The 22,318-nt window shown below is 60.8% G+C and carries 26 protein-coding genes and 3 pseudogenes; 16 read left to right on the forward strand and 13 right to left on the reverse strand.

The window, feature by feature from the left end; all coding sequences use genetic code 11:
• From IVB26_RS40440 to IVB26_RS40450, 3 genes are read right to left on the reverse strand one after another with little or no spacing between them, the layout of a single operon-like run.
• A complete protein-coding gene (locus IVB26_RS40440) occupies positions 1 to 1,104 on the reverse strand; it encodes a CgeB family protein (RefSeq protein ID WP_247973461.1) in 1,104 nt (367 codons plus the stop codon).
• On the reverse strand, positions 1,101 to 1,697 hold the full coding sequence (locus IVB26_RS40445) for a histidine phosphatase family protein (protein WP_247973462.1): 597 nt from the start codon (positions 1,695 to 1,697) through the stop codon (positions 1,101 to 1,103). Before IVB26_RS40445 ends, IVB26_RS40440 begins: the two co-directional genes overlap by 4 nt.
• Positions 1,697 to 2,797, reverse strand: a complete 1,101-nt coding sequence (locus IVB26_RS40450; protein ID WP_247973463.1) for an inositol-3-phosphate synthase — start codon at positions 2,795 to 2,797, stop codon at positions 1,697 to 1,699. The genes IVB26_RS40445 and IVB26_RS40450 overlap by 1 nt, the downstream gene beginning before the upstream one ends.
• A 337-nt stretch (positions 2,798 to 3,134) precedes the next feature.
• Here IVB26_RS40450 and IVB26_RS40455 point away from each other — a divergent pair, with 337 nt between their 5' ends.
• The 3 genes from IVB26_RS40455 to IVB26_RS40465 all read left to right on the forward strand — a co-directional run bounded on the left by IVB26_RS40455 (position 3,135) and on the right by IVB26_RS40465 (position 5,424).
• Positions 3,135 to 3,422 (forward strand): hypothetical protein, encoded by a 288-nt coding sequence (locus IVB26_RS40455; protein WP_247973464.1) that lies wholly within the window; start codon positions 3,135 to 3,137, stop codon positions 3,420 to 3,422.
• Between the two features lie 38 nt (positions 3,423 to 3,460).
• Positions 3,461 to 4,351 (forward strand): glycosyltransferase family 9 protein, encoded by an 891-nt coding sequence (locus IVB26_RS40460; protein WP_247973465.1) that lies wholly within the window; start codon positions 3,461 to 3,463, stop codon positions 4,349 to 4,351.
• A 713-nt stretch (positions 4,352 to 5,064) separates the two neighbouring features.
• Positions 5,065 to 5,424 carry a transposase gene (locus tag IVB26_RS40465; RefSeq protein WP_247973918.1) on the forward strand — a complete coding sequence of 120 codons (360 nt, stop codon included), beginning with the start codon at positions 5,065 to 5,067 and terminating at the stop codon, positions 5,422 to 5,424.
• Positions 5,425 to 7,481: 2,057 nt separating this feature from the next.
• Here the strand turns inward: IVB26_RS40465 and IVB26_RS40470 are convergent.
• Positions 7,482 to 7,664 (reverse strand): hypothetical protein, encoded by a 183-nt coding sequence (locus IVB26_RS40470; protein WP_247973466.1) that lies wholly within the window; start codon positions 7,662 to 7,664, stop codon positions 7,482 to 7,484.
• 239 nt (positions 7,665 to 7,903) lie between these two features.
• Here IVB26_RS40470 and IVB26_RS40475 point away from each other — a divergent pair, with 239 nt between their 5' ends.
• Positions 7,904 to 8,125 (forward strand): hypothetical protein, encoded by a 222-nt coding sequence (locus IVB26_RS40475; protein WP_247973467.1) that lies wholly within the window; start codon positions 7,904 to 7,906, stop codon positions 8,123 to 8,125.
• Between the two features lie 69 nt (positions 8,126 to 8,194).
• Here IVB26_RS40475 and IVB26_RS43625 read toward each other — a convergent pair whose 3' ends face one another.
• Complete coding sequence (locus IVB26_RS43625; protein WP_458309386.1) at positions 8,195 to 8,452, reverse strand: hypothetical protein; 258 nt, start codon at positions 8,450 to 8,452, stop codon at positions 8,195 to 8,197.
• Positions 8,453 to 9,162: 710 nt separating this feature from the next.
• On the opposite strand from IVB26_RS43625, the gene IVB26_RS40485 reads away from it, so the two are divergent.
• On the forward strand, positions 9,163 to 10,467 hold the full coding sequence (locus IVB26_RS40485) for an Nramp family divalent metal transporter (protein ID WP_247973468.1): 1,305 nt from the start codon (positions 9,163 to 9,165) through the stop codon (positions 10,465 to 10,467).
• Positions 10,468 to 10,839: 372 nt separating this feature from the next.
• On the opposite strand, the gene IVB26_RS40490 is transcribed toward IVB26_RS40485, so the two are convergent.
• From IVB26_RS40490 to IVB26_RS40500, 3 genes are read right to left on the reverse strand one after another with little or no spacing between them, the layout of a single operon-like run.
• Positions 10,840 to 11,085, reverse strand: coding sequence for a hypothetical protein (locus IVB26_RS40490; protein ID WP_247973469.1), 246 nt, complete (start codon positions 11,083 to 11,085; stop codon positions 10,840 to 10,842).
• Positions 11,082 to 11,348 carry an ABC transporter substrate binding protein gene (locus tag IVB26_RS40495; protein WP_247973470.1) on the reverse strand — a complete coding sequence of 89 codons (267 nt, stop codon included), beginning with the start codon at positions 11,346 to 11,348 and terminating at the stop codon, positions 11,082 to 11,084. The genes IVB26_RS40490 and IVB26_RS40495 overlap by 4 nt, the downstream gene beginning before the upstream one ends.
• Positions 11,348 to 11,554: a type 1 periplasmic-binding domain-containing protein gene (locus IVB26_RS40500; RefSeq protein WP_247973471.1), complete on the reverse strand. Its 207-nt coding sequence runs from the start codon at positions 11,552 to 11,554 to the stop codon at positions 11,348 to 11,350. The genes IVB26_RS40495 and IVB26_RS40500 overlap by 1 nt, the downstream gene beginning before the upstream one ends.
• Before the next feature lie 795 nt (positions 11,555 to 12,349).
• Between IVB26_RS40500 and IVB26_RS40505 the strand changes: the two genes are divergently transcribed.
• The 4 genes and pseudogenes from IVB26_RS40505 (at position 12,350) to IVB26_RS40525 (ending at position 14,906) form a co-directional block, all read left to right on the forward strand.
• Positions 12,350 to 12,538 carry a hypothetical protein gene (locus tag IVB26_RS40505; protein WP_247973472.1) on the forward strand — a complete coding sequence of 63 codons (189 nt, stop codon included), beginning with the start codon at positions 12,350 to 12,352 and terminating at the stop codon, positions 12,536 to 12,538.
• 1,022 nt (positions 12,539 to 13,560) lie between these two features.
• A pseudogene (locus tag IVB26_RS40515) lies at positions 13,561 to 13,970 on the forward strand (DUF2243 domain-containing protein).
• A complete protein-coding gene (locus IVB26_RS40520) occupies positions 13,942 to 14,106 on the forward strand; it encodes a hypothetical protein (protein WP_247973474.1) in 165 nt (54 codons plus the stop codon). The pseudogene IVB26_RS40515 and the gene IVB26_RS40520 overlap by 29 nt, the downstream one beginning before the upstream one ends.
• A gap of 14 nt (positions 14,107 to 14,120) precedes the next feature.
• Positions 14,121 to 14,906 (forward strand): succinate dehydrogenase iron-sulfur subunit, encoded by a 786-nt coding sequence (locus IVB26_RS40525; RefSeq protein WP_247973475.1) that lies wholly within the window; start codon positions 14,121 to 14,123, stop codon positions 14,904 to 14,906.
• A gap of 477 nt (positions 14,907 to 15,383) precedes the next feature.
• Here IVB26_RS40525 and IVB26_RS40530 read toward each other — a convergent pair whose 3' ends face one another.
• A complete protein-coding gene (locus tag IVB26_RS40530; protein WP_247973476.1) occupies positions 15,384 to 15,605 on the reverse strand; it encodes a hypothetical protein in 222 nt (73 codons plus the stop codon).
• Here IVB26_RS40530 and IVB26_RS40535 point away from each other — a divergent pair.
• Both IVB26_RS40535 and IVB26_RS40540 read left to right on the forward strand, forming a co-directional pair.
• Positions 15,605 to 15,757 (forward strand): annotated as a pseudogene (locus tag IVB26_RS40535) (Ku protein); the annotation flags it as partial. The gene IVB26_RS40530 and the pseudogene IVB26_RS40535 sit on opposite strands and share 1 nt — an antisense overlap.
• A 114-nt stretch (positions 15,758 to 15,871) precedes the next feature.
• A pseudogene (locus IVB26_RS40540) lies at positions 15,872 to 16,117 on the forward strand (efflux RND transporter permease subunit); the annotation flags it as partial.
• Positions 16,118 to 16,129: 12 nt separating this feature from the next.
• Here the strand turns inward: IVB26_RS40540 and IVB26_RS40545 are convergent.
• From IVB26_RS40545 to IVB26_RS40555, 3 genes are read right to left on the reverse strand one after another with little or no spacing between them, the layout of a single operon-like run.
• Complete coding sequence (locus tag IVB26_RS40545; RefSeq protein WP_247973477.1) at positions 16,130 to 16,936, reverse strand: ABC transporter permease; 807 nt, start codon at positions 16,934 to 16,936, stop codon at positions 16,130 to 16,132.
• The gene (locus tag IVB26_RS40550; RefSeq protein ID WP_247973478.1) at positions 16,933 to 17,529 is read right to left on the reverse strand and encodes an ABC transporter ATP-binding protein; all 597 of its coding nucleotides are present in this window, start codon (positions 17,527 to 17,529) and stop codon (positions 16,933 to 16,935) included. The genes IVB26_RS40545 and IVB26_RS40550 overlap by 4 nt, the downstream gene beginning before the upstream one ends.
• Positions 17,530 to 17,532: 3 nt before the next feature.
• Positions 17,533 to 18,567 carry a Cj0069 family protein gene (locus IVB26_RS40555; protein ID WP_247973479.1) on the reverse strand — a complete coding sequence of 345 codons (1,035 nt, stop codon included), beginning with the start codon at positions 18,565 to 18,567 and terminating at the stop codon, positions 17,533 to 17,535.
• 321 nt (positions 18,568 to 18,888) lie between these two features.
• Between IVB26_RS40555 and IVB26_RS43630 the strand changes: the two genes are divergently transcribed.
• Genes IVB26_RS43630 through IVB26_RS40575 form a run of 4 tightly spaced genes read left to right on the forward strand, consistent with a single transcriptional unit; the run spans position 18,889 to position 20,926 of the window.
• Positions 18,889 to 19,098: a hypothetical protein gene (locus tag IVB26_RS43630; protein WP_458309387.1), complete on the forward strand. Its 210-nt coding sequence runs from the start codon at positions 18,889 to 18,891 to the stop codon at positions 19,096 to 19,098.
• 49 nt (positions 19,099 to 19,147) lie between these two features.
• Entirely contained in the window at positions 19,148 to 19,381 is a 234-nt protein-coding gene (locus IVB26_RS40565; RefSeq protein WP_247973480.1) for a hypothetical protein, read from the forward strand.
• A 17-nt stretch (positions 19,382 to 19,398) separates the two neighbouring features.
• Complete coding sequence (locus IVB26_RS40570; RefSeq protein ID WP_247973481.1) at positions 19,399 to 20,301, forward strand: DUF1259 domain-containing protein; 903 nt, start codon at positions 19,399 to 19,401, stop codon at positions 20,299 to 20,301.
• Between the two features lie 28 nt (positions 20,302 to 20,329).
• Complete coding sequence (locus IVB26_RS40575) at positions 20,330 to 20,926, forward strand: superoxide dismutase (protein WP_247973482.1); 597 nt, start codon at positions 20,330 to 20,332, stop codon at positions 20,924 to 20,926.
• A gap of 215 nt (positions 20,927 to 21,141) precedes the next feature.
• On the opposite strand, the gene IVB26_RS40580 is transcribed toward IVB26_RS40575, so the two are convergent.
• Positions 21,142 to 21,297, reverse strand: coding sequence for a hypothetical protein (locus tag IVB26_RS40580; RefSeq protein ID WP_247973483.1), 156 nt, complete (start codon positions 21,295 to 21,297; stop codon positions 21,142 to 21,144).
• A 580-nt stretch (positions 21,298 to 21,877) separates the two neighbouring features.
• Here IVB26_RS40580 and IVB26_RS40585 point away from each other — a divergent pair.
• Complete coding sequence (locus IVB26_RS40585) at positions 21,878 to 22,294, forward strand: hypothetical protein (protein WP_247973484.1); 417 nt, start codon at positions 21,878 to 21,880, stop codon at positions 22,292 to 22,294.
• Positions 22,295 to 22,318 lie beyond the last annotated feature (24 nt).

Here is a 22,318-nt window from a genome sequence, read left to right on the forward strand (position 1 = left end):
TCAGGCCTCCTCGGGTTGCTGCCGACGCGCGCCGCTTGCTGCAGCCTGCTCGAGCAGAGATATCAGATCGTCAGCACGCTTGCTCGATGTGTGTAGTTCCAGGACGCGTTCGCGAGCGCGGTCAGCCATGTGCCGTAATTCTGCATCGCCGACGGTCAGGGCCGCGATCGTATCGTGCTCGTCACGTGCAATGAGGATCTCTTCACCTGGCTGAAAGAAATCCTCGATCCCCGGCCAATGATCGCTGAGGAGCGGCGCGCCGCAGGCGGCCGCCTCGAACAGGCGGCCCGAGGGACACCAGCCCATCTCCACCATCGCGCGCCGGGTGACGTTGAGCGTCAGGCGGGACGATGCAAAGAACGGGGCGTGCTCCGATGGAGGCAAGTGTCGCACGAAATAGACATTCGGCGACCAAGGGAAACTATCCGGATATTGCGCACCCGCGATGAGAAAACGAAGATCCTGGCGCGCCTGCGCGGGCACGACGAAAAGCTTTGCGAGCGTGTGTTGACGATCCTCGGAGTACGTGCCGAGGTAGGACAGATCCGCGCGATAATGCGGTTGGGGCGGGACCGGCCGATGAACATCGCTGTCCACATGGCCGTACAGGGGGCGGACGTCACGCGCTCCAAGTCTGCCGCGGAATTCGCTGGCGATGCGAGGTCCGCCGGTGAAGCTGAGGACGAGGGCGAAATCCTGCAGGCCGCGCGGCCCAATATAATCGACCGCTTCGCCCGCCATTAGTCTTGCCAGCGTCACCGGCGTATCGAGATCGTAGAACACGGGCACCGCGCGCCCTGCGGAGATGGTCAGATCGGTGGCCGCCAGGGCGTCCGGACAATAGGACGTCACGATTGCGACGTCGGCATCGCGAACGGCATCGCTGGCGTTCGGACGGACATCTTCCCAGTTCGAGAACAGCCGGAGCTCACCGCCCGGCAGTTCATGCAGGTCGCGGGCGCCAGCATAATATGGGACGTCCCGCTCGAAGAAGACGATACTGTGGCCGGACCGCGCGAGATGCTTGCACAGGCCACGCCAAAGCGTGGCGTGCCCGTTACCCCAGGAGGAGGAGATTGTCAGTCCGAAAATGACAATCTTCACGCCGGCACCCGCTGGTTGATCCCTCTGACCCGCACTCCACGATGATCCACGCTTAGAGTACTGATGCTGGCAGGGTCGATCTCGATGGAGAGAAAGTCGTCGAGCTGCCTGCGCGAGTAATGGAGGAGGGCCGCGCGGATCGGCTCGGCGTGACTGACCGCGATGACAATCTCGCTATCCCGATCGCTGCGCAATTGCTCCAGATGACCGACGACCCGCCTTTGAAGCGCTCGCATACTCTCGCCTCCGGGCGGACGGCTGGTGCTACGTCGTCTATTCCAGCGCGACCATCGCGGGTCGCTGCCGAGATCCTCGAAGGACCGGCCCGTCCATTCGCCATAATCGAGTTCGTCCAGAGCAGGTACGATTTCGACCGGCAGTCGGAGATAGGCGGAGAGGATGCAAGCCGACTGCATGCAGCGCCGCTGCGGGCTCGACTGAATCAACGTCGGCGACGGGGTGATAGTCTCGGCACAGCGTGCGATCTCGCTAGTGCCGAGCTCGTCGAGCTCCACACCCTTCATCCGGCCGCACAGCATCCGGCCGAGCAGAGCATGATGACCATGACGGACGAGATGAATGGTCCGCGCCATCACGCATGAGCCTTGTCGTCAATGAAGGCGCGCGTCCGCCGGCCGGCTTCCTCGTCGGTGAACTGCTGCGGCGGCGACTTCATGAAATAGCTTGACGGACCCGTCAGTGCGCCGGCCTGACCACGGTCCATGGCGAGCTTGGCGCAGCGCACGGCATCGATCACGACGCCTGCGGAGTTCGGGGAGTCCCAGACCTCGAGCTTGACCTCTGCGCTCAGGGGAACGCCGCCGAAAGTCGTACCTTCCAGGCGGATGAAAGCCAGCTTGCGATCGGTGAGCCAAGGCACATGGTCGCTCGGCCCGACATGGATGTTGTCGGGGTCGATTGGGACATCGAACTGGCTGGTGACGGCCTGCGTCTTGGATATCTTCTTCGAGGCCAACCGCTCTCGCTCCAGCATGTTCTTGAAATCGGTGTTGCCGCCGACGTTGAGCTGATAGGTCCGGTCCAGCCGCACGCCGCGGTCTCGGAAGAGGCTGGCGAGCACGCGGTGCAGGATTGTTGCGCCGACCTGACTCTTGATGTCGTCGCCGATGATCGGCAGGCCGGCCTCCTCGAAGCGTTGGCGCCACACCGGATCGGAGGCGATGAAGACTGGGATGCAGTTGACAAAACCGCAGCCGGCTTCGAGGGCACGCGCCGCATACCACTCGCTGGCTCGTTGTGAACCTACCGGCAGATAGGACACCAAAACGTCCGTGCGTGACATTGCCAGCGTCTCCGAGACATCGGCCTCGGGCACATTTGCGATTGGTACGTCGTTGATCAAATATTGACCAATGCCGTCCATGACCGGCCCGCGCTGCACGATCACGCCAGTCGGCGCGACGTCGGAGAAGCGGTGTGTGTTATTGGGAGTCGCGAAGATCGCATCGGCGACGTCGCGTCCGACCTTGCCGGCGTTGACGTCGAAGGCGGACGCGATCTGGATGTCGCTGATATGGTAACCGCCGAGATCGGCGTTCATCAGTCCCGGGACCGGCTCGTTCGACTTGGCGTTCCGATAATAGGTGAGGCCCTGGACGAAGGAGCTCGCGCAGTTACCGATGCCGACGAGCCCGACGCGCACGCGGCGCCTGTCTTGAAGACGAGAATGCATGGAATGAAACCCTCCCGGAAACAGGCGGCGTCGGTGTAAGTACGTCGGCGAACGTGCGGAAGGTATGTTCGTTCCTGATGGGGAGATGCGAGCGTCGCGCCGCGAGCGACTCAGGGCCCACAGAATACGCCGAGCTTAACATGGGATAGAATCCTGAGCCGTTTGCACGGAACGGAAGAGCTTTCATGATGAAGATGAAGAAGATGATGCTGGACGCACGGGTTCGCTTCGCGTCCGAAGAACAAATCCATCGGGGGCGCGTTTGTCGGCCTATGGTCCGAGCGATGGCAAGCTCATCGCGCGGCCGGGCCAGCAAGACCAGCAAGGGAGGTGCAAGATGGCGTCCAGAGCACAGAATAGCGGCGGTCGACAGACAACCGATCATGACGTCATCCGGAAATGGACCGAGGAGCGGGGCGGCAAGCCGGCGACGGTCAAGGCAACAGAAGAGGATGGTCACGCAGGAATCCTGCGCATCGATTTCGATCCGCCGGATGGCGGGCTCGACCGCGTCGGCTGGGACGAGTTCTTCGAGAAGTTCGACGAGGCCGGAATTGCGTTCCTTCATCAGGACCGGACCAAGAACGGCGAACTGAGCCGCTTCCACAAGTTCGTGCGGCGGTAGCCCGGACCCGCGCCATGTCGAGCGGTTGGATCGACGCGATGCGTGCGGGCGATTTCGCTCGCGCTTGGGAAATCAATGATCGTGATCTAATTGAGATCGCGCACCCGCCCAAGCACATGGGGCCGCGCCACCTCCAGCGGATCTGGCGGGGGGAAGACCTGAACGGCAAGAACGTGCTGGTCCGTTGTTACCATGGGCTGGGCGATACCATCCAGTTCCTTCGCTTCATGCGGCCGCTCCGGGATATTGCGCGCAGCGTCACGATCTGGTGCCAGAGCGAGCTTCTGCCGTTGGTCGAGCGAACGGATGGCGTCGATCGTGCCTTTGCTCTCCATGACGGTGCGCCTGATCATCAGTTCGAGGTGGATATCGAGATTATGGAGGTGCCACACGCCGTGAAGGCGAGGCGGGACCAGATCGAGATGCGGATACCTTATCTGGCGCTGCCGTCAGCGGTCGCGCCGACGCTCCCGCAAGGCGGAGGTCGTGCCGTCGGGCTGGTTTGGGAAGTCGGAAATTGGGACAAGCGTCGGACGATACCATCCGCGCTGTTGCGGCGCCTGGTCGTTCCAGGCGTAACGCTTTGCTCGCTCCAGCTCGGGGCCGGCGCGGCCGAACTGGCCGAGATCGGCGCGATCGACATCAGCACGCCTGACGTTGTGGCTCTCGGTCACGTCCTGCAGCAGCTCGATCTCGTGGTTTGCGTCGACACGATGGTTGCGCATCTTGCCGGAGCCCTTGGGTATGATGCATGGGTCTTGTTGCATGCTGATTGCGACTGGCGCTGGCCATTAGCCGGATCTCGCTCCTCATGGTATCCTAGCCTGACGCTGTTTCATCAGAGAGTGTCGGGCGACTGGGATCATGTCATTTCCGACGTGCGCAACGCCTTGGTTGGGCGCGTCTCGGAGCTTCAAGGCGTCGTTTGAAGGCTCAAGCGAGCGTAGTCTGCGGCCTGAAATGGGGCGGTTGGGCAGCCTCGCGGTTGGGCTGAGTTCCCAGATAAGTCGGATCAAATCTTGGGGCCGCACAAGTCCCGGCCAATTCATGATGGTGATGGATTTGCCGTGCCATTGCAGCAGGCTGCATCGAGGCAGTTCCTGGATGGTACGGTCGGCAGGACAGGGGAGATACTGCGCGCCGCACCAGGTTGCTATCGACACGAGGTCGGTAAAGCGCCAGGAGATTGGCAATGTCGCCGCCACGACGCAGTCTCAAAATCTGCTATTCCCGGCAGGGCTTGAACGTCTATATGGTCTCCATGTTGTCTTATCGCTTTCCGGCCCCCATGATGGATTGGAGCGAGAGTTCAAATTCTTCAATTGGATGGAAGGCGGCGTGTGCACAACGTGTGCATCGGAGATCAAACGAAATCTCAGCACAGGTAACGTGAGCAGGCCCGTGGCGCATGGCACGATCTGAGTTTCGGAGGGCAGGAGGCGGGACAGTGCTTGCGGGCGGTGGTCATCTGTTCGGCGCGGAATGATCAGATATCGAGGATTTGGCTCCCGCGATTGCGCAGTCGCCGCAAGTGGGGTAGCCGCGCGTCGGCCCTTAGTCGCGCCTGCGCGCGCGCAGTTTGCGGAAATGATCGAGCGCGACGAGCAAACGGCTGGACGCGATCCCTGGCGTCGGGCCGGCGCTGGCAACAGCGCTTGTCGCGAGCGTTGCCGATGCCAAGGTCTTCCGATCAGGTCGGGATTTCTCGGCCTGGGTTGGGCTCGTGCCGAAGCAGAACTCGAGCGGAGGCAAGGACAAGCTTGGCAGTATCAGCAAGCAGGGCGATCGCTATTTGCGCAGCCTGTTCACGGCAGGCGCACTCGCCGTGATCCGCTATGCCAAGATCCATGGCACGGGGCATCGGCCCTGGCTCACCGCGTTGCTGGCGCGGCGACCCACCAAGGTCGCCGCCATCGCACTCGCCAACAAACTCGCCAGGATGGCATGGGCGATGATGGCCAGGAACGAACGCTACAAGGAACCCGCCGCTCCCACGGCGTAAACGAGACCACAGCCGGACACACCGGTGTGACGTAACGGTTGGAAGGGCGAACAGCACTTAATGCAGCGCGGTCGATCCGGCGATCAGGACAACCCACATGGGCCATGGCATCTTCGAATGCGTGCTTTTGATCGGGACCTGATCCGCGGAGGGCAATATGGCCAGCGGTCATGTGAACCGCGCAAACAGGCCGAACACATGGCCGCTTCGACCAACGCCGCAAAGTGAAGATTCTCCTTGCCAACCAGGAGCCGTCCACACATGGCATCTTCGAATGCGTGCTTTTGATCGGGACCTGATCCGCGGAGGGCAATATGGCCAGCGGTCATGTGAACCGCGCAAACAGGCCGAACACATGGCCGCTTCGACCAACGCCGCAAAGTGAAGATTCTCCTTGCCAACCAGGAGCCGTCCACACATGGCCCATTAGCGACATGTTGCGCTGCCGCACGAACTCGGTCGCTGTAAGGGCAAAGCGGACATTGCGTTCGTCGTATCGCGCGAATATCTCGCTCCGGCTTTGAGCGTCGGAAATTCATCAGTGAGGGACCGATGAAAGTCGCATTGCCTTACCTTGGAATTGCGCTCTCTGCTCGCTCACGGTCTGGTTGGTAAGTCTGGTGCTGTAGGCCCGCTTCTTGGTGTTCTCCTAGGGCTCGTCAGCGAGAAGCTCCGCTTCTATCAGGCTGTAGATCTCAATCGAATATCCGGGCCGGATAATAAGCGGCGCTCGGTTGCGCATATGCCCGCGTGCGTACGCGCTGCATAGGCGTTCATGAACCTAAACAACGGGTTCGCGCGTTGCTTCCGGGGCGACAAACAAGGAATCAAAAAGGGAGTAACGTCTATGCGTAAAGTGATCTTTGGTGCGGCAAGTGCATTAGCTCTTGCCTCGCCGGCAATGGCCAACGGGGTAACGCTGCCAAGTTTGCCTGTGCCATAGGAACGATGGCCGCGGCAGCTTTCCGCACCTGGAAAATGCCATGCGGCATGTTGCGTAACGCGGTCGATTTGTCCGGCATTGCTCGCGCAGTTTACGAGATCGATTACCAGACCGACAAAGACGCGGATGATCGAGCCGAGAAATTTCTAGATGCGCACCCTATTGTAGAGGTCTGGGACGGTCCCGCAGGCGAAGAAGTAAGCGACCGTAGCACTTGTTCAGCTTGCTCCTTGGTCAAACTGGCTGCCCAGGCGGTCCCGATCAATGCTGGCCCCTGCGTTCTCGATCGTAGACCCATCCAACCCCTGCATGCTCCAAACGCCCGGCGGCCCGTGCGAACTATTAAATCATTCTGCGGCCTTCAGCCCCTGTTCCGTGGGGTCGTAGCGCTGCCCGTTCTTCACCAGGCAGCCACCCTCAACCATCTTGTGGCCAAACACAGCGAACATGCCGGTTGGCTGCCACTCGGGTGATGCCGTCTCTGCGCTCGACGAGAAAGCCGTAGACTCGCGCCAGCCGTAGCGGCTTGAGCATGCCAGGAATGAGGATGATGGAGTTGGTCATTGCTTCCCAAGCGCGCGCCATCGTGAACGTTCCGAAGCGCAGCCGTGGCGACGAGCACCGAGGCGGGGCTTACAGTTTGAGAAAGCTACGGCGAGCGGGACGAGCGGCTTCACTCTGGGCTTGCAACAAAGAAACGGCCCCAGGCCAAGGGGAAGGACCCAGGGCTGGGGCCGCTCCGGGCTAACAATTAGATAGCCGGATACGTCTAAAACGCATGCAGATCAAACCCGCGTCGGATCGTGACAGTTCCTATGCCCCTGCTTTCGAGGCGGGTGGGCCTCGCCCGAAGGGCAGCGGTGCGCTCAACCGGCTTTAGAGGCGGTTGAGGCTCCGAGGGCGACGAGGCGTCGAGCCACCTGTGAAGTTACAGGGGTTCGCCTGCCACCGTCGAAGCTAGAACCTCGGCGGACTTCCCGTGAGCTAGTGTGCACGCCTGCGTACCGTAGCCTGTCAGGTGGTCCGCGTGACGGATACGAAAGGGGCGTGTTGCGCCCCGCCTGCCTCATCGCGTGCAAGAGTGGCTGAGGAGAGGCCGCCAGTTGAGGCGGCCTCACTCCGCGGCGTCCTGCACGGTGCGGATTTGCTCGGCGCGACGGGCAAGATCGTCATAGGTCTTGGCGACCTTGCGCAAGCTTTCCTTCGCCTCGCGATGCTCGCAATTATCGGCCTTGGTGCGAAACTCCTCCGCTCGCATTCGCCAATACTTTGGCGGGTGCATACGCTCGATGCCCATAGCGCCAATCCCTGAATTTGGTCCTTCATGCCGATTAATGGACCTTCGGTCCAAGTGTTCCGGCGGCCTACTAAAGTAGCAAATTGGATTCAGGCGCTCGAAACAAACTAGGCCACTGAGGTCGGAAACAGGCCAGCGCCTGGGGGACTGGCCGAAATAAGCCACTCTGAAAATCAAAATAGGCCACTTAAACTGCCTATGATTTTCGATCTGCCTCAAGGCACCGTTGGGAGGCCGGAATGGCATGTGAACACATCGCTGCCTTTTTGGATTCAATTTTCGGAGGCGGCATGAACGCCCTCAAGCCTCCTTACGTTATCAAAGTGGTGAATACGGTGCACCTGGCACCAGAGCTTAAGGAGTTGATCCGGGATCTTTCGTCGGCGATGGCGGAGACGCGAATGCGTCGGCTTGCCCGTACAGGCGAGGACGTTGTGGCTAGTCTTGAGATCGCGAAGTAGGGACACGCAATTTCGGCTGTTTGGGCCGCTCAACGTTACAGGCGGACAAGTCGGCGGACGCGCGGCAAGTCAGCTATGGACCCTGGCTGTGTGAAAACGCGGCGCCGCTGTTATGATTCTCCCGTGATTCTTGGAGGAATTGAATCCACGTCCGGTGCCCACGCGGCGCGCCGCCTCTGCGCTGACGAGTTCAGTTCCCAACTCATTGGCAAGACTGGCACCGATCTCGTCCTGCATATCGAATAAGTCCGCGATTGGTTTGTCGAAACGTTCGGCCCAGACGCGGTTGCCAGTCTCAGTATCAACAAGCTGGCAGTTGATGCGCATCCGGCTTCTACCTAGCTGCACGGCTCGCTCGAGGACGTAGCGAACGCCGAGATCGCGTCCGATCTGCTTCAGATCGACATGCTTTCCCTTGAAAGTGAAGGCCGTATGCGGCCAATCACGAAGATGCCGGCCACCCGCGAACGGTCGGCTGTCAGACTCTCCGTGACGCCGTCAACGAAGTAGTCCTGCTTAGGATCGGGACTGAGATTGACAAACGGCAGAACGACGAGCGAAGGCTTGTCATGGGCAGGTCTCAGTAGATCGCTGGTGATAGTTGGCGTCTTCCGATCGGGCGCCTCGCGCACAGTCGCATGAATCGGACAGCATTACCATTTTGCTTGCTGTAACAGCCGCAGCACGTCCGCAACAGGTCGCCACGCGGCCCTCAGCCGGGACCGGCTTAAAGATCGCTACGGGCCATCAGCAGCCCTTCACATCAGCAGACACAACGCTAAACAAAGCTTGATAGAAGATTGCAGCTAAAGCTTGTCTGGCTCCGCAAAGCAAGAAGCAACGCGATCACAGTGGTTGCTGATCCTAATGCAGTCATGAGGTAACACCCGCAGCATGCTCCGATGAGCGCCGCTGCAGCTCCAGTAACCGCGCACGCTATCTGCAGCACCCTCAGGTCTTGCAATGCAGGAACCTTCCTCTGTCTGCGATCTTGGTCGCGGGATTATCCTTCTGTTCAAATTCGGTGCGCTTAATCCATGTTAAACGAGCACGGCGAGAGCCGAGAAATTCAGTCGTCCTCGCCTGGTTCCGGTCGGCGAGGTATTGGACGTGCCCTCGGCCTGGGTGTGGTGGCGGGCGCAGCAGACGACGACTGCTCCGCAATTGGGACCTATGCAAGCGCAGGAGCGCAATTTGGTACCTCCCTGCTCTGGACGGCGCCGGTCACCTTCCCGATGATGTTCGCTGTCGTCTACCTGTCCTCCAAGCTTGGCCAGGTTAGCGGCAAAGGCTTGTTCCATGTCATTAAAGAAAACTATCCAAATTATATTCTCTGGCCGACCTTAATCGCCGTCCTGCTGGGTAACACGATCGAGGCCGCAGCCGACTTGGGAGGCATGGCAGCTGCCATCGGGCTTTTCATTCCACTTCCTGTTCCGGTCATCGTGATCGGTGTGGCTGCCGCGATCGTTGCGCTGCAAATTTTGGGCTCTTACGAACTAATTCGCAATGTCTTTCGGTGGCTTGCCCTGGTCCTCTTCGCCTATATAGGATCGGCCTTGTTGGCGAAGCCAGACCCGTGGGAAGTGCTGCGTGGCACTTTCGTGCCTACAGTCCAATTCTCGCGCGACTTCCTCTCGATACTAGTTGCGATCATCGGCACCAGCCTCTCAGCCTATCTCTACACATGGCAATCAAATGTCGAGGTGGAAGAGGAGATCGAGCAAGGCCGCACCAAATTGTCGGAACGTCAGGGTGCAAGCACACAAGAGCTTCGGCAATCTCGCAACGACATTCTAACAGGCATGCTCTTCTCTAACATCATCATGTACTTCATCATGCTCTCGACTGCGGCCACGCTGCACAAGGCTGATCAGACCAATATCGAAACTGCAGCGCAGGCTGCGGAAGCATTGCGACCGATAGCAGGTGACGCGGCAGGATTGCTGTTCGCCTTGGGAATTATCGCCGTTGGATTTCTAGCTGTACCGATCATGACGACTGGTGCGGCCTATGATCTTTGCCAAGTGCTTGGTTGGATAAGCAGCCTTCATGCCAAACCAAAGGACGCCCCGAAGTTCTATGCTGTTATCGTCGCCTTCACGATAATCGCCGTCGGCCTAAACTTTCTTGGCTTCAACCCCATGCGGGCGTTAGTGTACTCAGGCATCGTGCAGGGATTCTCGACGCCACCTTTGTTGCTTTTCATCCTGTTGATGACCAACAACCGCCAAATCATGGGTGACAAAGTCAATACCTTACCCCTCAATATCCTTTCCTGGATAACAGTGATCGCCATCTTCTCGGCGAGCGTCGGCCTTGTTGCCTCGTGGTTTATTTAGGTCCGCGTAGGGTCAAAAGCAGCGGTGGACGCCAAGTTGGATCGGTGTCCGGTTTGCCCTGACAGTGGACACGACACGCGCTCAATCGAGTTCCAAATTTTGAGTACCCTTGAGGGGGCAATTCCCCCACTTTAAGGACGGAGGCGCTCATCTGATCAAGTCCACCACGAGATAAAGGATGTACCCTACCGAGCAGGCGATCCAAATGAAGATCGCAATGAGAAACCAGTCGCGCTTTTTGGCCATCGGAGCGTCCTTCGCAACAATCGAAAAGGCACGCAAGCAGGAATGAATAGAGATCGACTCGGCCTCGGCGAAGATACGCCTCTTCTGCAAGCCTAATCCATTCGTCGGCGAACCGCCAAGCTTCTGTCAGCGAACAATGCCAGCAGCATCATCCTTGCTGGGGACCAGCCAATCAACGGCGAGCAGGCAAGCTTCGAGGACAAGGACGGCGGCTAGGCCGCCGAGCCAACCGAAGAACACGATGGAAAAGGTTGCGAGTAGGAGAGCACAGAAGATGTCGGCGAGCATCTTGGCCGAGCTGCTCGCCTCGGCTCTGGTCTGACGTGAAGTAAGGCATTGGAATTGCTCCTTGAGGATCTCGACGTCAGTCATAAGCACGGCGGCCGTCCACCCCTTTCAAGGGATAGAAGGATCCGGTGCACCAAAGAAATATCGTCAATCGTTTCATCTGCGCTGATCATCAGCGATGGCGGCAACGAAATGCCTAGGGATTTCGCGGCTTTCAGGTTAACAACAAACTCGAGACGAGTGGGCTGTTCAACGGGGAAGTCCGCCGGACGTGCACCCGCCAGGATTTTTGCAGAATAAGTCGTGGCCTTGCGGAAATGTTCTGGGAACTCCTGTCCATACGACATCAGCAACCCGTACGGCACCATTTCCGACCGAGCACGAATACGATCGGGATCGATGATGTTGCCTTTCTGAGCGCAATAGCTCCGTCCTGAGTGACGGCAATGAGCAGGTCGACATTGGCATCGACCAACTCACGCGCAAGTATCGGATACCTCTCGGCTTGCTCGGCCGGACACTCATGGAAGAACGTGAGGTTTTTACCTTCCACCCCCGAGATCCCTGAACGCCTTAACTAGACCCATGCTCTTCTTCGGGGTTGAGTTTTGTCGAGCTTCCTGACTGTGCTGCCGCCGCCATCGGCAATAAGGCTGTCAGGCCGATCGCTGCAATAAGCTCCCTGCGCAGCATGTGCCCCTCCCGGAACGGACGATGTGAGATTGTAGCTTGGGTTCTGAAGGTCGTTGCATCGCATTCTCCTGTCGGCGCTGCGTAGTAAACAGACTGCTTGTCATCATCGCGCGCCAGAGCCGAACGTTCTAACCGTGGGCTGCCAGGTACGCTCGCGTCCCGGAGGCCCGGCGCGTGGCCGCGATCATCGCGGCCGGATTCACTTCTCGATCGCTGCACCCAGCGCCCATCCGGCACGGACGTCCGTGGCCAATGCGCCAGGACGGCTATTCTGGGCGTAGCGAGCACTCCGCCGAGCGCAGATGTACGCTCTTTCCTGGGGTACGCTCAAGCCAGGGCTCCGACAACTGCTCCAAGATGCACGCTGTGACCGGAGGGAAAGGAATCGTACGGCTTCCCGGAGATACCAACACCTCGTGGATCAGAACCGTCACGTGCAACTGAAACGATCCGCCTCGATGGACGGGACGGAGGCTTTTCTGATCTCCATGCATCGTGGAATATTTACCGGGCATCGACTCTAGTACCCAGCCACTCGGCTGCCGTATCATTTGATGCGGCCCGCCAGAAATACTTCACGCGCACAATTAACTTATGTGCCTGCAGCTTGCATTTGTTCGGAGATATAACTCCCGAACGTCAAAGGGAGATCACCGTGACCAAGCGCAGGAGACGATTCAAGCAAACAGACTCTCTCGAAGCGCGGCTGGCGCAGTTCGCGACAAATCTGCGAGAACAGGCAGACCACCAGCCTCCGGGAGACGAACGCAACTCGTTGCTGAAGCGCGCCTACAACGCAGATCAAGCGATCGACATCGATCGGCATCTACGCGAGCAGCGTTAGCACTCATTAGCTTCGTCACGTCGGGAATTCACTGGCTCTTCCGGAAGTGAGGACAAAGGTCCCGGCACGTCAGGGCGGATGTACCCCTCGTGCCAGGAAAGGCTCCCGCTCCCTAGACCCACAGCCTTTTCACTTTGGGCATTGAACGGCCGCACGCGTCAAGATGTTGGCAGTACAACGGAGATTCGAATGATGCGGAAAGCATATTCCAAGTTAAGCGACAACCAGAGGGACGTCGCCATGTACTTTGCATTCCTGGGCTCTTCGCTACCCGTCATGCTGGTGCTTAGCGCCGGTCACTTCTGACAGGTCATCGGCACAAGCGGGTCGATGCGCCAGAGGTGTACTCAACGGACCGGATCGTCCGCAGGTGCAGAGTGGTGCGAACAGGTCAATTTGTCGAGCAGCCTTGCTGGAGCATATTTGGTGTTAAAGAATCTCGGTCGCGGCCCAAGCGGCAGTTACCCCGGCTCGGAGCACGAGCCAGTCGTCCTTCTGTTCGAGTCTGGACCAGCCAGCTTCGCCAGCGTTTCTGCCTCAAACGTTCGGCTCAGGGCAGCGCTCCCGGAAACCGCGGCTAGTGCATGTTCGATCTCTGCCATTTCTCAAGGTCAAGTGGTGGCCGCTTCGGATCGATCTGGCCTTTCTCCGGATTGCCCCCCGCTAGGGTTCGCCGGTCTGCCGGTGAGTTGGCATATCGGTCTCTGCCGCGGATCGTCGCGCGGCGTTGTCGAACGTTCCTATCGGTGAACGAATGTCGGGGAGCGGCGCGTTCGCATCAACGAATGCCTTGATCGTTTAACGCATGTTTATTCCCGAGGAAGTGGCCTTGCCATTGCAAGCATACCTCCGGCGATCATAGGAACGCCCGTGTGGGAATCGGCTTGTCTGACATCAATGTGCCGAGCCGCGCACGAGTTCACCACATGCAAGCACGTCAATCAAATAGCTTCCCGACCTCCGCGGGCGTCCTTCTCGGACTCGGCCTCGGCGGATTCTTCGACGGCATCGTTTTTCATCAGCTGCTGCAATGGCATCATATGTTAAGCGGCTGGTATCCGCTCAATTCCATCGACAACATCAGGCTCACACGACCTGGGACGGCCTTTTCCACAGCGCCACCTATGTCTCGGTGCTTGCTGCTCTCTATTTGCTCTGGCGGCGGGCGCGCCGAAACGAGTTGCAATGGTCTCGCTGGCATTGTCTCGGTGCGATCCTGCTGGGATGGGGCATCTTCAACCTGGTCGAGGGCGTAGTCGACCACCAGGTCCTCCGGCTCCATCAGGTCAATGAGACGGTGCCCGAAGGCCAGCGCATTTTCTGGGATATCGGCTTCCTGCTGTGGGGAGCGGCAATGACCGTCATCGGCGCCGCGATGGCGCGTGCGGGAGCGGAGAGAGCGCATGCGCAAGGCAGTCTACAGGCTCGTTAAACGCACGCCGCCGGCTTTGGTCTACGCCATCTTATTATTGCTGCTGGTGCTGGCAACAGCACCGGCGTTTCGCCTCGTCCTGTTCGGTCTATCGCTGGATGAACTCTTGCAGTTGCGCTGCTTTGCGCCGATCTGAGGGAGAAGGAGAGCATGGTGGAGTTCAGGCTTCCGAAACATTCCCGCATCGAGCAGGGCAAGATTTGGCCGAAACCGGACACCACGAGCTTGCGCGAGTTTCGCATCTATCGCTGGAATCCGGACGATGGCCGCAATCCGCGCCTCGACACATACTTCGTCGCCACCAGTGATTGCGGGCCGATGGTGCTGGATGGTCTGATCTGGATCAAGAACAACGTCGACTCGACCTTGACGTTCAGGCGCTCCTGCCGGGAGGGCGTCTGCGGCTCCTGCTCGATGAACATCGCCGGCCAGAACACGCTGGCCTGCACCAAGTCCATGAGCGAGGACGTTGCGGAAGGCGAGCCGCTCCGCGTACTGCCCTTGCCGCACCAGCCGGTGGTGAAGGATCTGGTCCCTGACCTTACGAACTTCTATGCGCAGCTTGCCTTGATCGAGCCATGGCTGCAGACCCGTTCGCCTGAGCCCCAGAAGGAATGGCGGCAAAGCCACGAGGACCGGGCAAAGCTCGATGGGTTGTACGAGTGCATTCTCTGTGCCTGCTGCTCAACATCCTGTCCGAGCTATTGGTGGAATTCCGAGCGCTTCCTCGGCCCTGCCGCCCTGATTCAGGCGGCACGCTGGATCAATGATAGCCGGGACGAAGCCACGGGTGAGCGGCTCGACATGTTGGAGGACCCCTTCAGGATCTATCGCTGCCATACCATCCTCAATTGCGCGAAGGCGTGTCCGAAGGGCCTCAATCCCGGAGAAGCCATCGCGGCGCTGCGCCTCAAGATGGTGGAGCGCAAATTCTGAGCGCCCCGGGCGACCTTCCTGCTTTTTGCGGCAATGATCGAATGGGGCGAGCAGTGCAGCCTGCAGGCGGTGTACGGCGCTCACTTTGTCACCACGACCGGGGCTGCGAGGCAGCGCTGTCATGGCGATGTCAACGGTCAGCGCCACGTCATGAATAGGTTGCAGCGAAAGTGCCACGCCGACTGCCGCGGCGGCGTCACCGCCCAGCGCCACAGCAAATTCGCCGTGGCGGTCCATCACGCAGATGGCGTCGAGCGTGTCGATCACCAGCATATGCTCAGCATCGCGGAAACGATTGGCGGGGAGAGTCCGCCAACACGCGAGCGGCGAGACATCCTGAGGGGTGAAGGGCCACCCGGAGGTAGCCGAGCTCGAAAATATCCGAGTCGGATCAGCAGCGTCGGTGATCTGGGCAGCGAGGTCCGATGCCGGCGCTTGCGCGCCGGCATTTTCGTCTTCTTCGACATGATGGATCCCTCAACCCGTGATCAAGATCGGCTCGGGATAGCGGCGATTGACCCACTTACCGCTGGCGACATGGGCGCCGGTTACGACCTTCGCCGCGATGGCGGGCGTGGGGAAGCAGACCGCTACGCGGAGGCGCAGCCGGTCCTGGATGCCGGGGATCGCTGTGAGCGCGTCAGCCGCAGCGAACTCAGCACGGCGGGTGTGCAGGATCGGGTTGACGCTCTGATTCACGGCCGGACGGCAAGGTCGGCCACGACGCCTTCGCGGTGATCCGCGAGACCATCCGCGAGATGAAAAAGGTCGCGATCGGCCGCGTCGTGCTGACCAACCGCGAGCACATCATCGGGCTCGAGCCGATGGACAAGGGTCTGGTCGGCGCGCTGTGTTTCGCCGCAAATGCTCGACCAGGCCGGTGCCGCTCGAAACTGGGCTCTCAATATTCGGATCCTGTCTGAATCTCTCGCCGCGCCCATTGCTCTAGTGATCCGCTACGAGGCCTTGAACGTCTCCGTCCCGTCGTGATGACCGCGCTGGTCGCGTCGCTCGGCTTCGTGCCGATGGCGCTGGCCACAGGGACAGGCGCCGAGGTGCAGAAGCCGCTTGCCACTGTCGTGATCGGAGGGCTGCTGACCGCGACGGTGTTGACGCTTGTGGTGTTGCCGGCGCCCTATTTGAGGTTCGCCAGACAGACCGTGGTCAAACGAGCTAATGAAGGAAACGGCATGCAACGGGCGGCCGAATGATTGGCAGCCCAGTTATTCTGACCGTTCTGCTGCAATTCGATCAAGGCGTAGCCGGTGTCGATGATCGGTCAGCAGGTGTGCGCCACCCAAGACGGCGGCCAGCGTTCCCAGCCCGGTTCCGCCAGCGATCAGGAACATGATCAGCAGTTGATATTTTACGGCATCCACCGGTTCGACGCCCGCGAGTATTTGGCCAGTCATCATTCCGGGCAAGGAAACAAGGCCGATCGCCGCCATGCTGTTCATGATCGGCATGAAGCCGCTTCTCAACGCATCCCGTATGATTGGCAGCAAGGCTTGGTGTCGGGTGCCGCCGAGCGCAAGACAAGCTTCCACGGCAGCACGTTCGCGCACCAGGCTGTTCGTCAGCACGTCCAGGCCCAGGCTTATTCCCGTCATGGTGTTGCCTAGCAACATGCCCAACAAAGGCAGCGCGTAGCGCGGGTGATACCAAGGATCGGGGCGAAGCTCCGTGAGGAGCGCGAACATCGTGACAGCGCCGGCGGCGAGCAGCGTGCATGTCGCTCCCAGGCCGTACTTCCAAACACCCGTCAGGCGCCGCTTCTGTCGCGCGACGATTTCCCGCGAGGCGAAGAGAACCATGATGAAGGCGGCGAGTGCGGTCCAAATCGGGGATACCGCAGCAAAAAGGAACGTCAGCAGGTATCCGACCAGGACGAGTTGAACCACCATGCGCACGGTCGCGACAGCCAGTTGTTTCTCGAGCTTGAGGCGGAGGACAAGCGACAGAACGCCGTCCATGACGACGAGGAGCGCAGGTAGGACCAGATCGCCATATGAAAGCTGGATGTAGGTCACGGCCGGCTTTCCTTGATGACCCCATCGGGACCCATCGCGAATATCCTTGCCCCGACGCGGCGGGCTTGAGCGTCGTCGTGTGTGCTCCAGATGACGCTCGTTCCATTCGCGACACGTTCGGCAATCAAAGCTTCGACGGAGGCGGTGGATGCCGAGTCGAGCGCCGAGGTCGGCTCGTCCAGTAGCAGGACGCGCGACCGCAGCATGAGCCCCCGCGCAAGCCCCAGTCGTTGTCTCTCGCCCGTCGAAAGTCTTTGAACCGGCCAAGGTCCGCAGTCGTCCGGAAGGCCGAGACGCATGACCAGCGGTAGTGCATCATCCCAGGCCGTGAAGTGCTCCTGCACGATGTCGGACCACCAGCCGGGCTCGGCGGCGAGATAGGTCACTCGCTTTCGCCAAGTGGGCGCGGGCACCGCCTCCCTCGGCGTTCCGTCAAGCTTAACCGCCCCTTCGTTGGGATCGAGGTCCGCGATCGAGCGAAGCAGCAAGGTCTTCCCGACGCCGGATGGCCCCTGCAGGGCGACGCATTCGCCGTCCCGCAGATCGAATGACACTGAGATGTGCAAGCGCTTGAGCCCGCTGACCGTCAGCATGCGTCAAAGCTTGAGCTGCAAGCGATCGGCAACCCGTCGGGCGATCTCCGCCGGCGCCTCGGCCGGATACGGATGCACCGAGCTCACGTTGATCTCGCCGAGCACGTAGCTGTCGCTCCCGTCGGCCTGGACAGGGCCGAGCATGAAGTCCGCATCCCAGATGACTGGCAGGTCACCTCGCGCAATGTTCAGCAGCGAAGTCAGCTGCGGCGTCCACTCGTCTTCCATCAGCCGCCGCAGCCGCTGGAAGCGAGGGTCGGCGTTTGACGTGTAGAGCCGCGGGCCGGCCCCGGCTCGCGCGCCCGGCGACTCCACCAGGGCTTTGACCTTGTGGTAACCGAAGCCGGCGCAGCGCTCCCCGGCCATGTAGCAACGCACGACGCCCTCGCCCAGGCGGGGCTGGAACGCTTGGTCGACCACGCTGCCGTTCTCGAAATACTCCGCACAGCGGCGGAGAAAATCGTCCAGCGTCAGTTCCTCCGGCGTGTCTTTGGTCGCGTCCAGCACCCTGATCATGGATGGGGTCGGCAGCTTCTCGACTTTCCAGATGCCCTGGCCACCGTTGCCCCTGTTGCGCTTGATCACGCGCGGACCGGTGGCGAGCCGGGCCGGCAGCTCGGCGCGCATCGCCGCGGCGGTCTGGTACAGCGCCGTGTCGCTTCCCCAGCCCATGGAGCGGGTGCGATAGAGGACCTCCTTGGCGCCCATCTTGAGGATGACGTCCGGGTGAGCGCTCACCCAAACGCCTTGCGCGGCGACGTCGCGCAGCAGGGCGTCGAGACCGGCGCGGTTCCGGCCGTCCTGGATGGGGTTGACCCAGACGAGCACTCCATCCGCTGAGAGCAGTTGTTCGCGGGCGGCGTCCGCAAAACTCTCGTCGTAAATCACGGGGCGCCCGTCGATGCCGACGGCGGCGAGCGCTTCGAAGATGTCGACGAAGCGGCCGCTTTTCGGGGTGGCATCTCGACGCGCGGCGGCGTCTCCTCGCGAGAGGATGGCTACGGTACGTCGAAGAGAGGAGTGTTTTTCGGTGTCCATGCGCAAGCTCCACGTGTTGCGTGCTGCGCAGAGCTTGGACCGAAGTCTCGCCGGGAGTCTGCTTGATCCCGCCCAGGCACTCTACGTGAGATCGCGTGGATCCTTCAAGCGGCGATTTTCCTGACCGGCGCGTTGACCCAGCGGTGAGGTCGCTTCCGTTCCGGTCGGCGGTGAAATTCTTGTGACGTTCGGTTTCACGCGCCCGAGCGATGGCGGGTTGACAGCCTCGCTATCTGAGTTTTTATTCGCGTGACGGGGATATGCGATCTCCCCGCGAGGCGTCATGCCCAAGAATCGCGTCCTGATCACCAAGGGCGCAGCATGTCAGCATCGTACACCTACCTTTCACCCGACAAACTGTTTCGATCGGTATGCTCGGCGGCCGCGCCGACGCTGGGCCTGTTCGCGGCCCTTTCGCGCCTGTTCGACGACGCCCTCGAGCAGTTGAACGCCGGTCTCCTGCTATACGACCGATGTTGCCGCGACGCGATCAAGAGATCGCACGACGGGCCGGCCAACAAGATCAGGTGAGGCCGGATGCGGGACTACTTCTGGGGCAGGGACACCCAGGAGATCAGACATGCGAACATCGACGATTTATCGGACAGCGCTCTTCGTGGCGCTTGCGGCGGGACTCTCGCCTGCCGGCGCCCTGACCCAAGACGAGCTCGTCGCCAAGATCCAGGCGGCCGGCTACTCACAGGTGTCCGAGGTCAAATCGACTGCCGAAGGCATCACGGCCAAGGCAGTCAAGGACGGAAAGCCGGTGACGCTCGTCGTCGACAGCAGCGGCCAGATCAAAGAGCGAAACTGAGATGGAGGAGGCGTACGATGAAACGCAAAGTCTGGTGCCTGGCAGTGATCGGCCTCGCTCTCGCCTACTTACCCTTCGTCTACATGGCACGCGCGCAAGCAGTCGATTGGCAAAAGGTCGACGAGACCCTCGGTCGGAAGGCAGCGGTCTCTGATGACGTCCATCGGTACGGCTTCCCGCGCAGCGACCTTTCGGTGACCCTGGACGGCGTGACGATCAAGCCTTCACTGGCGCTGGGCGGCTGGATCGCCTTCAAACCCGGGCACGGTGGCGCCATGGTCATGGGTGACCTTGTGCTGCTCGAGACCGAAATCAATCCCGTAATGGCGAAGATGATCGCGAGCGGGCTCGAGATCACCGCCGTGCACAATCATCTGCTACGGGCAAGCCCGGCGACCTTCTACATGCACGTCGCCGGCCACGGCGACCCCGTCAAGCTGGCCTCGGCGATTCACAATGCGCTGGCCGAGAGCAAGACGCCGCTGACGGTCACAGCGCCGGCGAGCCCGCCGCCGACCATCGAGCTAGACACCGCGAAGCTCGACCAGATCATCGGCGTCAAGGGCCAGGCCAACGGGGGCGTCTACCAGTTCAACGTCAAACGGCGCGACCCGATCACGCAGGACGGCATGCCGTTGACGCCCGTCGGCCCGATGGGCGTGGCGATTGGCATCAATTTCCAGCCGACCGGCGGGGGGAAGGCCGCCATCACGGGCGACTTCGTGCTGACGGGCGACGAGGTCAACCCGGTCATCCTGGCGTTGCGGACGCACGGCATCGAGGTGACCGCGCTGCACAGTCACATGCTCGACGAGCAGCCCAGGCTGTTCTTCATGCACTTCTGGGCGAACGACGACGCCGTGAAGCTCGCCGAGGGTTTGCGCGCGGCTCTAGACAAGACTGCCAGTACGAAGAGTTGAGCCAAAGATTGAGCGAGGGAGCCGCCTGATGCCTTACGAAACCAAGCCGTTGCCGTTCGATCCGAAGTCTATTAGCGGCATCTCGGAAAGGGTGCTCGTCAGCCACCACGAAAACAACTACGGGGGAGCGGTCAAGCGCCTCAACGCGATCGCCGCCCAGCTCGCCGAGCTGGACTTCGCCAAGGCGCCAAACTTCGTCATCAACGGCCTGAAGCGCGAAGAGCTGATCGCGTCGAACTCGATGATCCTCCATGAGATCTACTTCGACGGCCTCGGCGGCGCGAGCAAGCCGGGCGGCGCGCTCGCCGACGCCATCACGCGGGACTTCGGCAGCGTCGAGCGCTGGCGGGCGGAATTCGCGGCGATGGGCAAGGCGGAGGGAGGGGGGTCGGGATGGGTGATCCTTTCCTACTCGCCCCGCGACCGGCGGCTCATCAATCAGTGGGCCGCCGATCATACGACGACGCTCGCTGGGGGCCGCCCCGTGCTGGTGCTCGACATGTACGAACACGCCTATCACATGGACTTCGGCGCCGCTGTCGGCCGCTACGTCGACGTCTACATGGAGGCCATTCGTTGGGAAAACGCCGCCAAGCTCTACGATCAATATGCGGCCGAAAACTAAGAAGAGCGCGGATGAGGGGAATCAGAAGCCTGGCCGCCGCACTATTCGGGCTGGCGATTCTACTTGCGAGCGGACAGCCGTTGCGGGCGCAACCTGCAAGGTATGCGCCGAGCAACGGGATGCGTGCATGAAGAACTACGCCGGCCCCGCCTGCAAGACCGAGTACCAGATTTGTCGGAAGGCCTGCAAAAAGTGAGGACGGCGGCATCTAAAGGTCAACTTGCGAGGCGCTTCATCGCAGCCCTCGCTAAGGGCATCGGGAGACTGGTCACCTCGATGCCGGCTTTGTCGCAGCCGAGAATCTCAAGACCTTGACGGGCGCGCAGATACGCGCGGCTTTCACCGGCAAACAACTGACCGACGAGGTCCACTACCGGTTCGTCTATGAGAGGGACGGAACGCTGCGAACTACTCGATGGGGGCCAAGCAGGTAGGAACCTGTGCCTCTTCCTCAAGGATATGGAGGATGGCTGCTACCTGGTGACGCAAACCGGCAAGCGGCGCGCGACGGCGCCGGTTTCGCGCCAGACCTCGAACCAGCGCTTTGCTTTCCGGTAGGGCGCGCCCATGGGCTCGGCCGCCGCCTTCGGGTCGGCACCGGACCACTGCCCCGATCAGCCGCACCCGAAGGGAGTCTTCGGTGTCGGCGAGCGAAGCCATCACCTGGGGTCTTGTCGATGACCGCGGCGAGCAGGGGCTCGACGGCGAGAGGCGGGTATCCGTAGTCGCCGTTTCCTGCATCTCGATCTCGGGATGGACTTTTACCAGCCTTTATCGTCTGCGAATTCACCGAGTTGCTCGGAGGGCTTGGTGCCGTTGCCGTCGTCATCATCGACGGCACTGCCGCGCGCCTTACCGAGCAACTTCGTGCATTCTCGCGAGTTACATCACTCGCTGAGACCCGCGCCGCTGAGAGGCGTGGGTTGTCTGTCTCAAACGAGGAGCAATCCGATGTGTGACTACAGTCTGCATGCTGTTGCGTCGCGCCCTGCCCAGGTTGGCGAGACCCTGATCACCACTGCTTTCCGAGGGACTTCCACTCGCGGCTTCGCATCAGAAAGCGATCCGTCAGTCGCCGTCTGTATGCTCCCCGGCACCGAATTGGCCTTCGATGGAAACGTCAAGTATGACAATCGATGGATCTGGACCAGGGCGACTGGCTTTCGCGTCGGCAAGTTCGGGAAAGTCGACCCGACGCAACCGGATCGCCACCACGATGCGATCGAGTTTCCGGATGGGACCAGTGTGCTTGTGACCAAGCTTTGCGAAGGGCAGCGGGCAACCGTACTGCAATTACCGGTAGCTTCGCAGCCTGCTGCGTCGCACAAGTCGGAGCTAAGCGCTGCTCCTCCGCTCGCTGTCGACTGATCAAGTCCATCCATCCCGCCAGAG

The sequence above is a fragment of the Bradyrhizobium sp. 195 genome (genome assembly GCF_023101665.1).
GTDB lineage: Bacteria > Pseudomonadota > Alphaproteobacteria > Rhizobiales > Xanthobacteraceae > Bradyrhizobium.

Excerpts from the sequence above, each read along its gene's own strand:
- IVB26_RS40490 (WP_247973469.1), bottom strand. The coding sequence starts at position 11,085 with ATGACTGACGTCGAGATCCTCAAGGAGCAATTCCAATGCCTTACTTCA.
- IVB26_RS40520 (WP_247973474.1), top strand. The coding sequence starts at position 13,942 with ATGCGCAAGGCAGTCTACAGGCTCGTTAAACGCACGCCGCCGGCTTTG.
- IVB26_RS40575 (WP_247973482.1), top strand. The coding sequence starts at position 20,330 with ATGCCTTACGAAACCAAGCCGTTGCCGTTCGATCCGAAGTCTATTAGC.
- IVB26_RS40525 (WP_247973475.1), top strand. The coding sequence starts at position 14,121 with ATGGTGGAGTTCAGGCTTCCGAAACATTCCCGCATCGAGCAGGGCAAG.
- IVB26_RS40460 (WP_247973465.1), top strand. The coding sequence starts at position 3,461 with ATGCGTGCGGGCGATTTCGCTCGCGCTTGGGAAATCAATGATCGTGAT.
- IVB26_RS40570 (WP_247973481.1), top strand. The coding sequence starts at position 19,399 with ATGAAACGCAAAGTCTGGTGCCTGGCAGTGATCGGCCTCGCTCTCGCC.
- IVB26_RS40470 (WP_247973466.1), bottom strand. The coding sequence starts at position 7,664 with ATGGGCATCGAGCGTATGCACCCGCCAAAGTATTGGCGAATGCGAGCG.
- IVB26_RS43630 (WP_458309387.1), top strand. The coding sequence starts at position 18,889 with ATGTCAGCATCGTACACCTACCTTTCACCCGACAAACTGTTTCGATCG.
- IVB26_RS40450 (WP_247973463.1), bottom strand. The coding sequence starts at position 2,797 with ATGCATTCTCGTCTTCAAGACAGGCGCCGCGTGCGCGTCGGGCTCGTC.
- IVB26_RS40485 (WP_247973468.1), top strand. The coding sequence starts at position 9,163 with ATGTTAAACGAGCACGGCGAGAGCCGAGAAATTCAGTCGTCCTCGCCT.
- IVB26_RS40585 (WP_247973484.1), top strand. The coding sequence starts at position 21,878 with ATGTGTGACTACAGTCTGCATGCTGTTGCGTCGCGCCCTGCCCAGGTT.
- IVB26_RS43625 (WP_458309386.1), bottom strand. The coding sequence starts at position 8,452 with ATGCGCATCAACTGCCAGCTTGTTGATACTGAGACTGGCAACCGCGTC.
- IVB26_RS40555 (WP_247973479.1), bottom strand. The coding sequence starts at position 18,567 with ATGGACACCGAAAAACACTCCTCTCTTCGACGTACCGTAGCCATCCTC.
- IVB26_RS40455 (WP_247973464.1), top strand. The coding sequence starts at position 3,135 with ATGGCGTCCAGAGCACAGAATAGCGGCGGTCGACAGACAACCGATCAT.
- IVB26_RS40475 (WP_247973467.1), top strand. The coding sequence starts at position 7,904 with ATGGCATGTGAACACATCGCTGCCTTTTTGGATTCAATTTTCGGAGGC.
- IVB26_RS40445 (WP_247973462.1), bottom strand. The coding sequence starts at position 1,697 with ATGGCGCGGACCATTCATCTCGTCCGTCATGGTCATCATGCTCTGCTC.
- IVB26_RS40550 (WP_247973478.1), bottom strand. The coding sequence starts at position 17,529 with ATGCTGACGGTCAGCGGGCTCAAGCGCTTGCACATCTCAGTGTCATTC.
- IVB26_RS40495 (WP_247973470.1), bottom strand. The coding sequence starts at position 11,348 with ATGTCGTATGGACAGGAGTTCCCAGAACATTTCCGCAAGGCCACGACT.
- IVB26_RS40565 (WP_247973480.1), top strand. The coding sequence starts at position 19,148 with ATGCGAACATCGACGATTTATCGGACAGCGCTCTTCGTGGCGCTTGCG.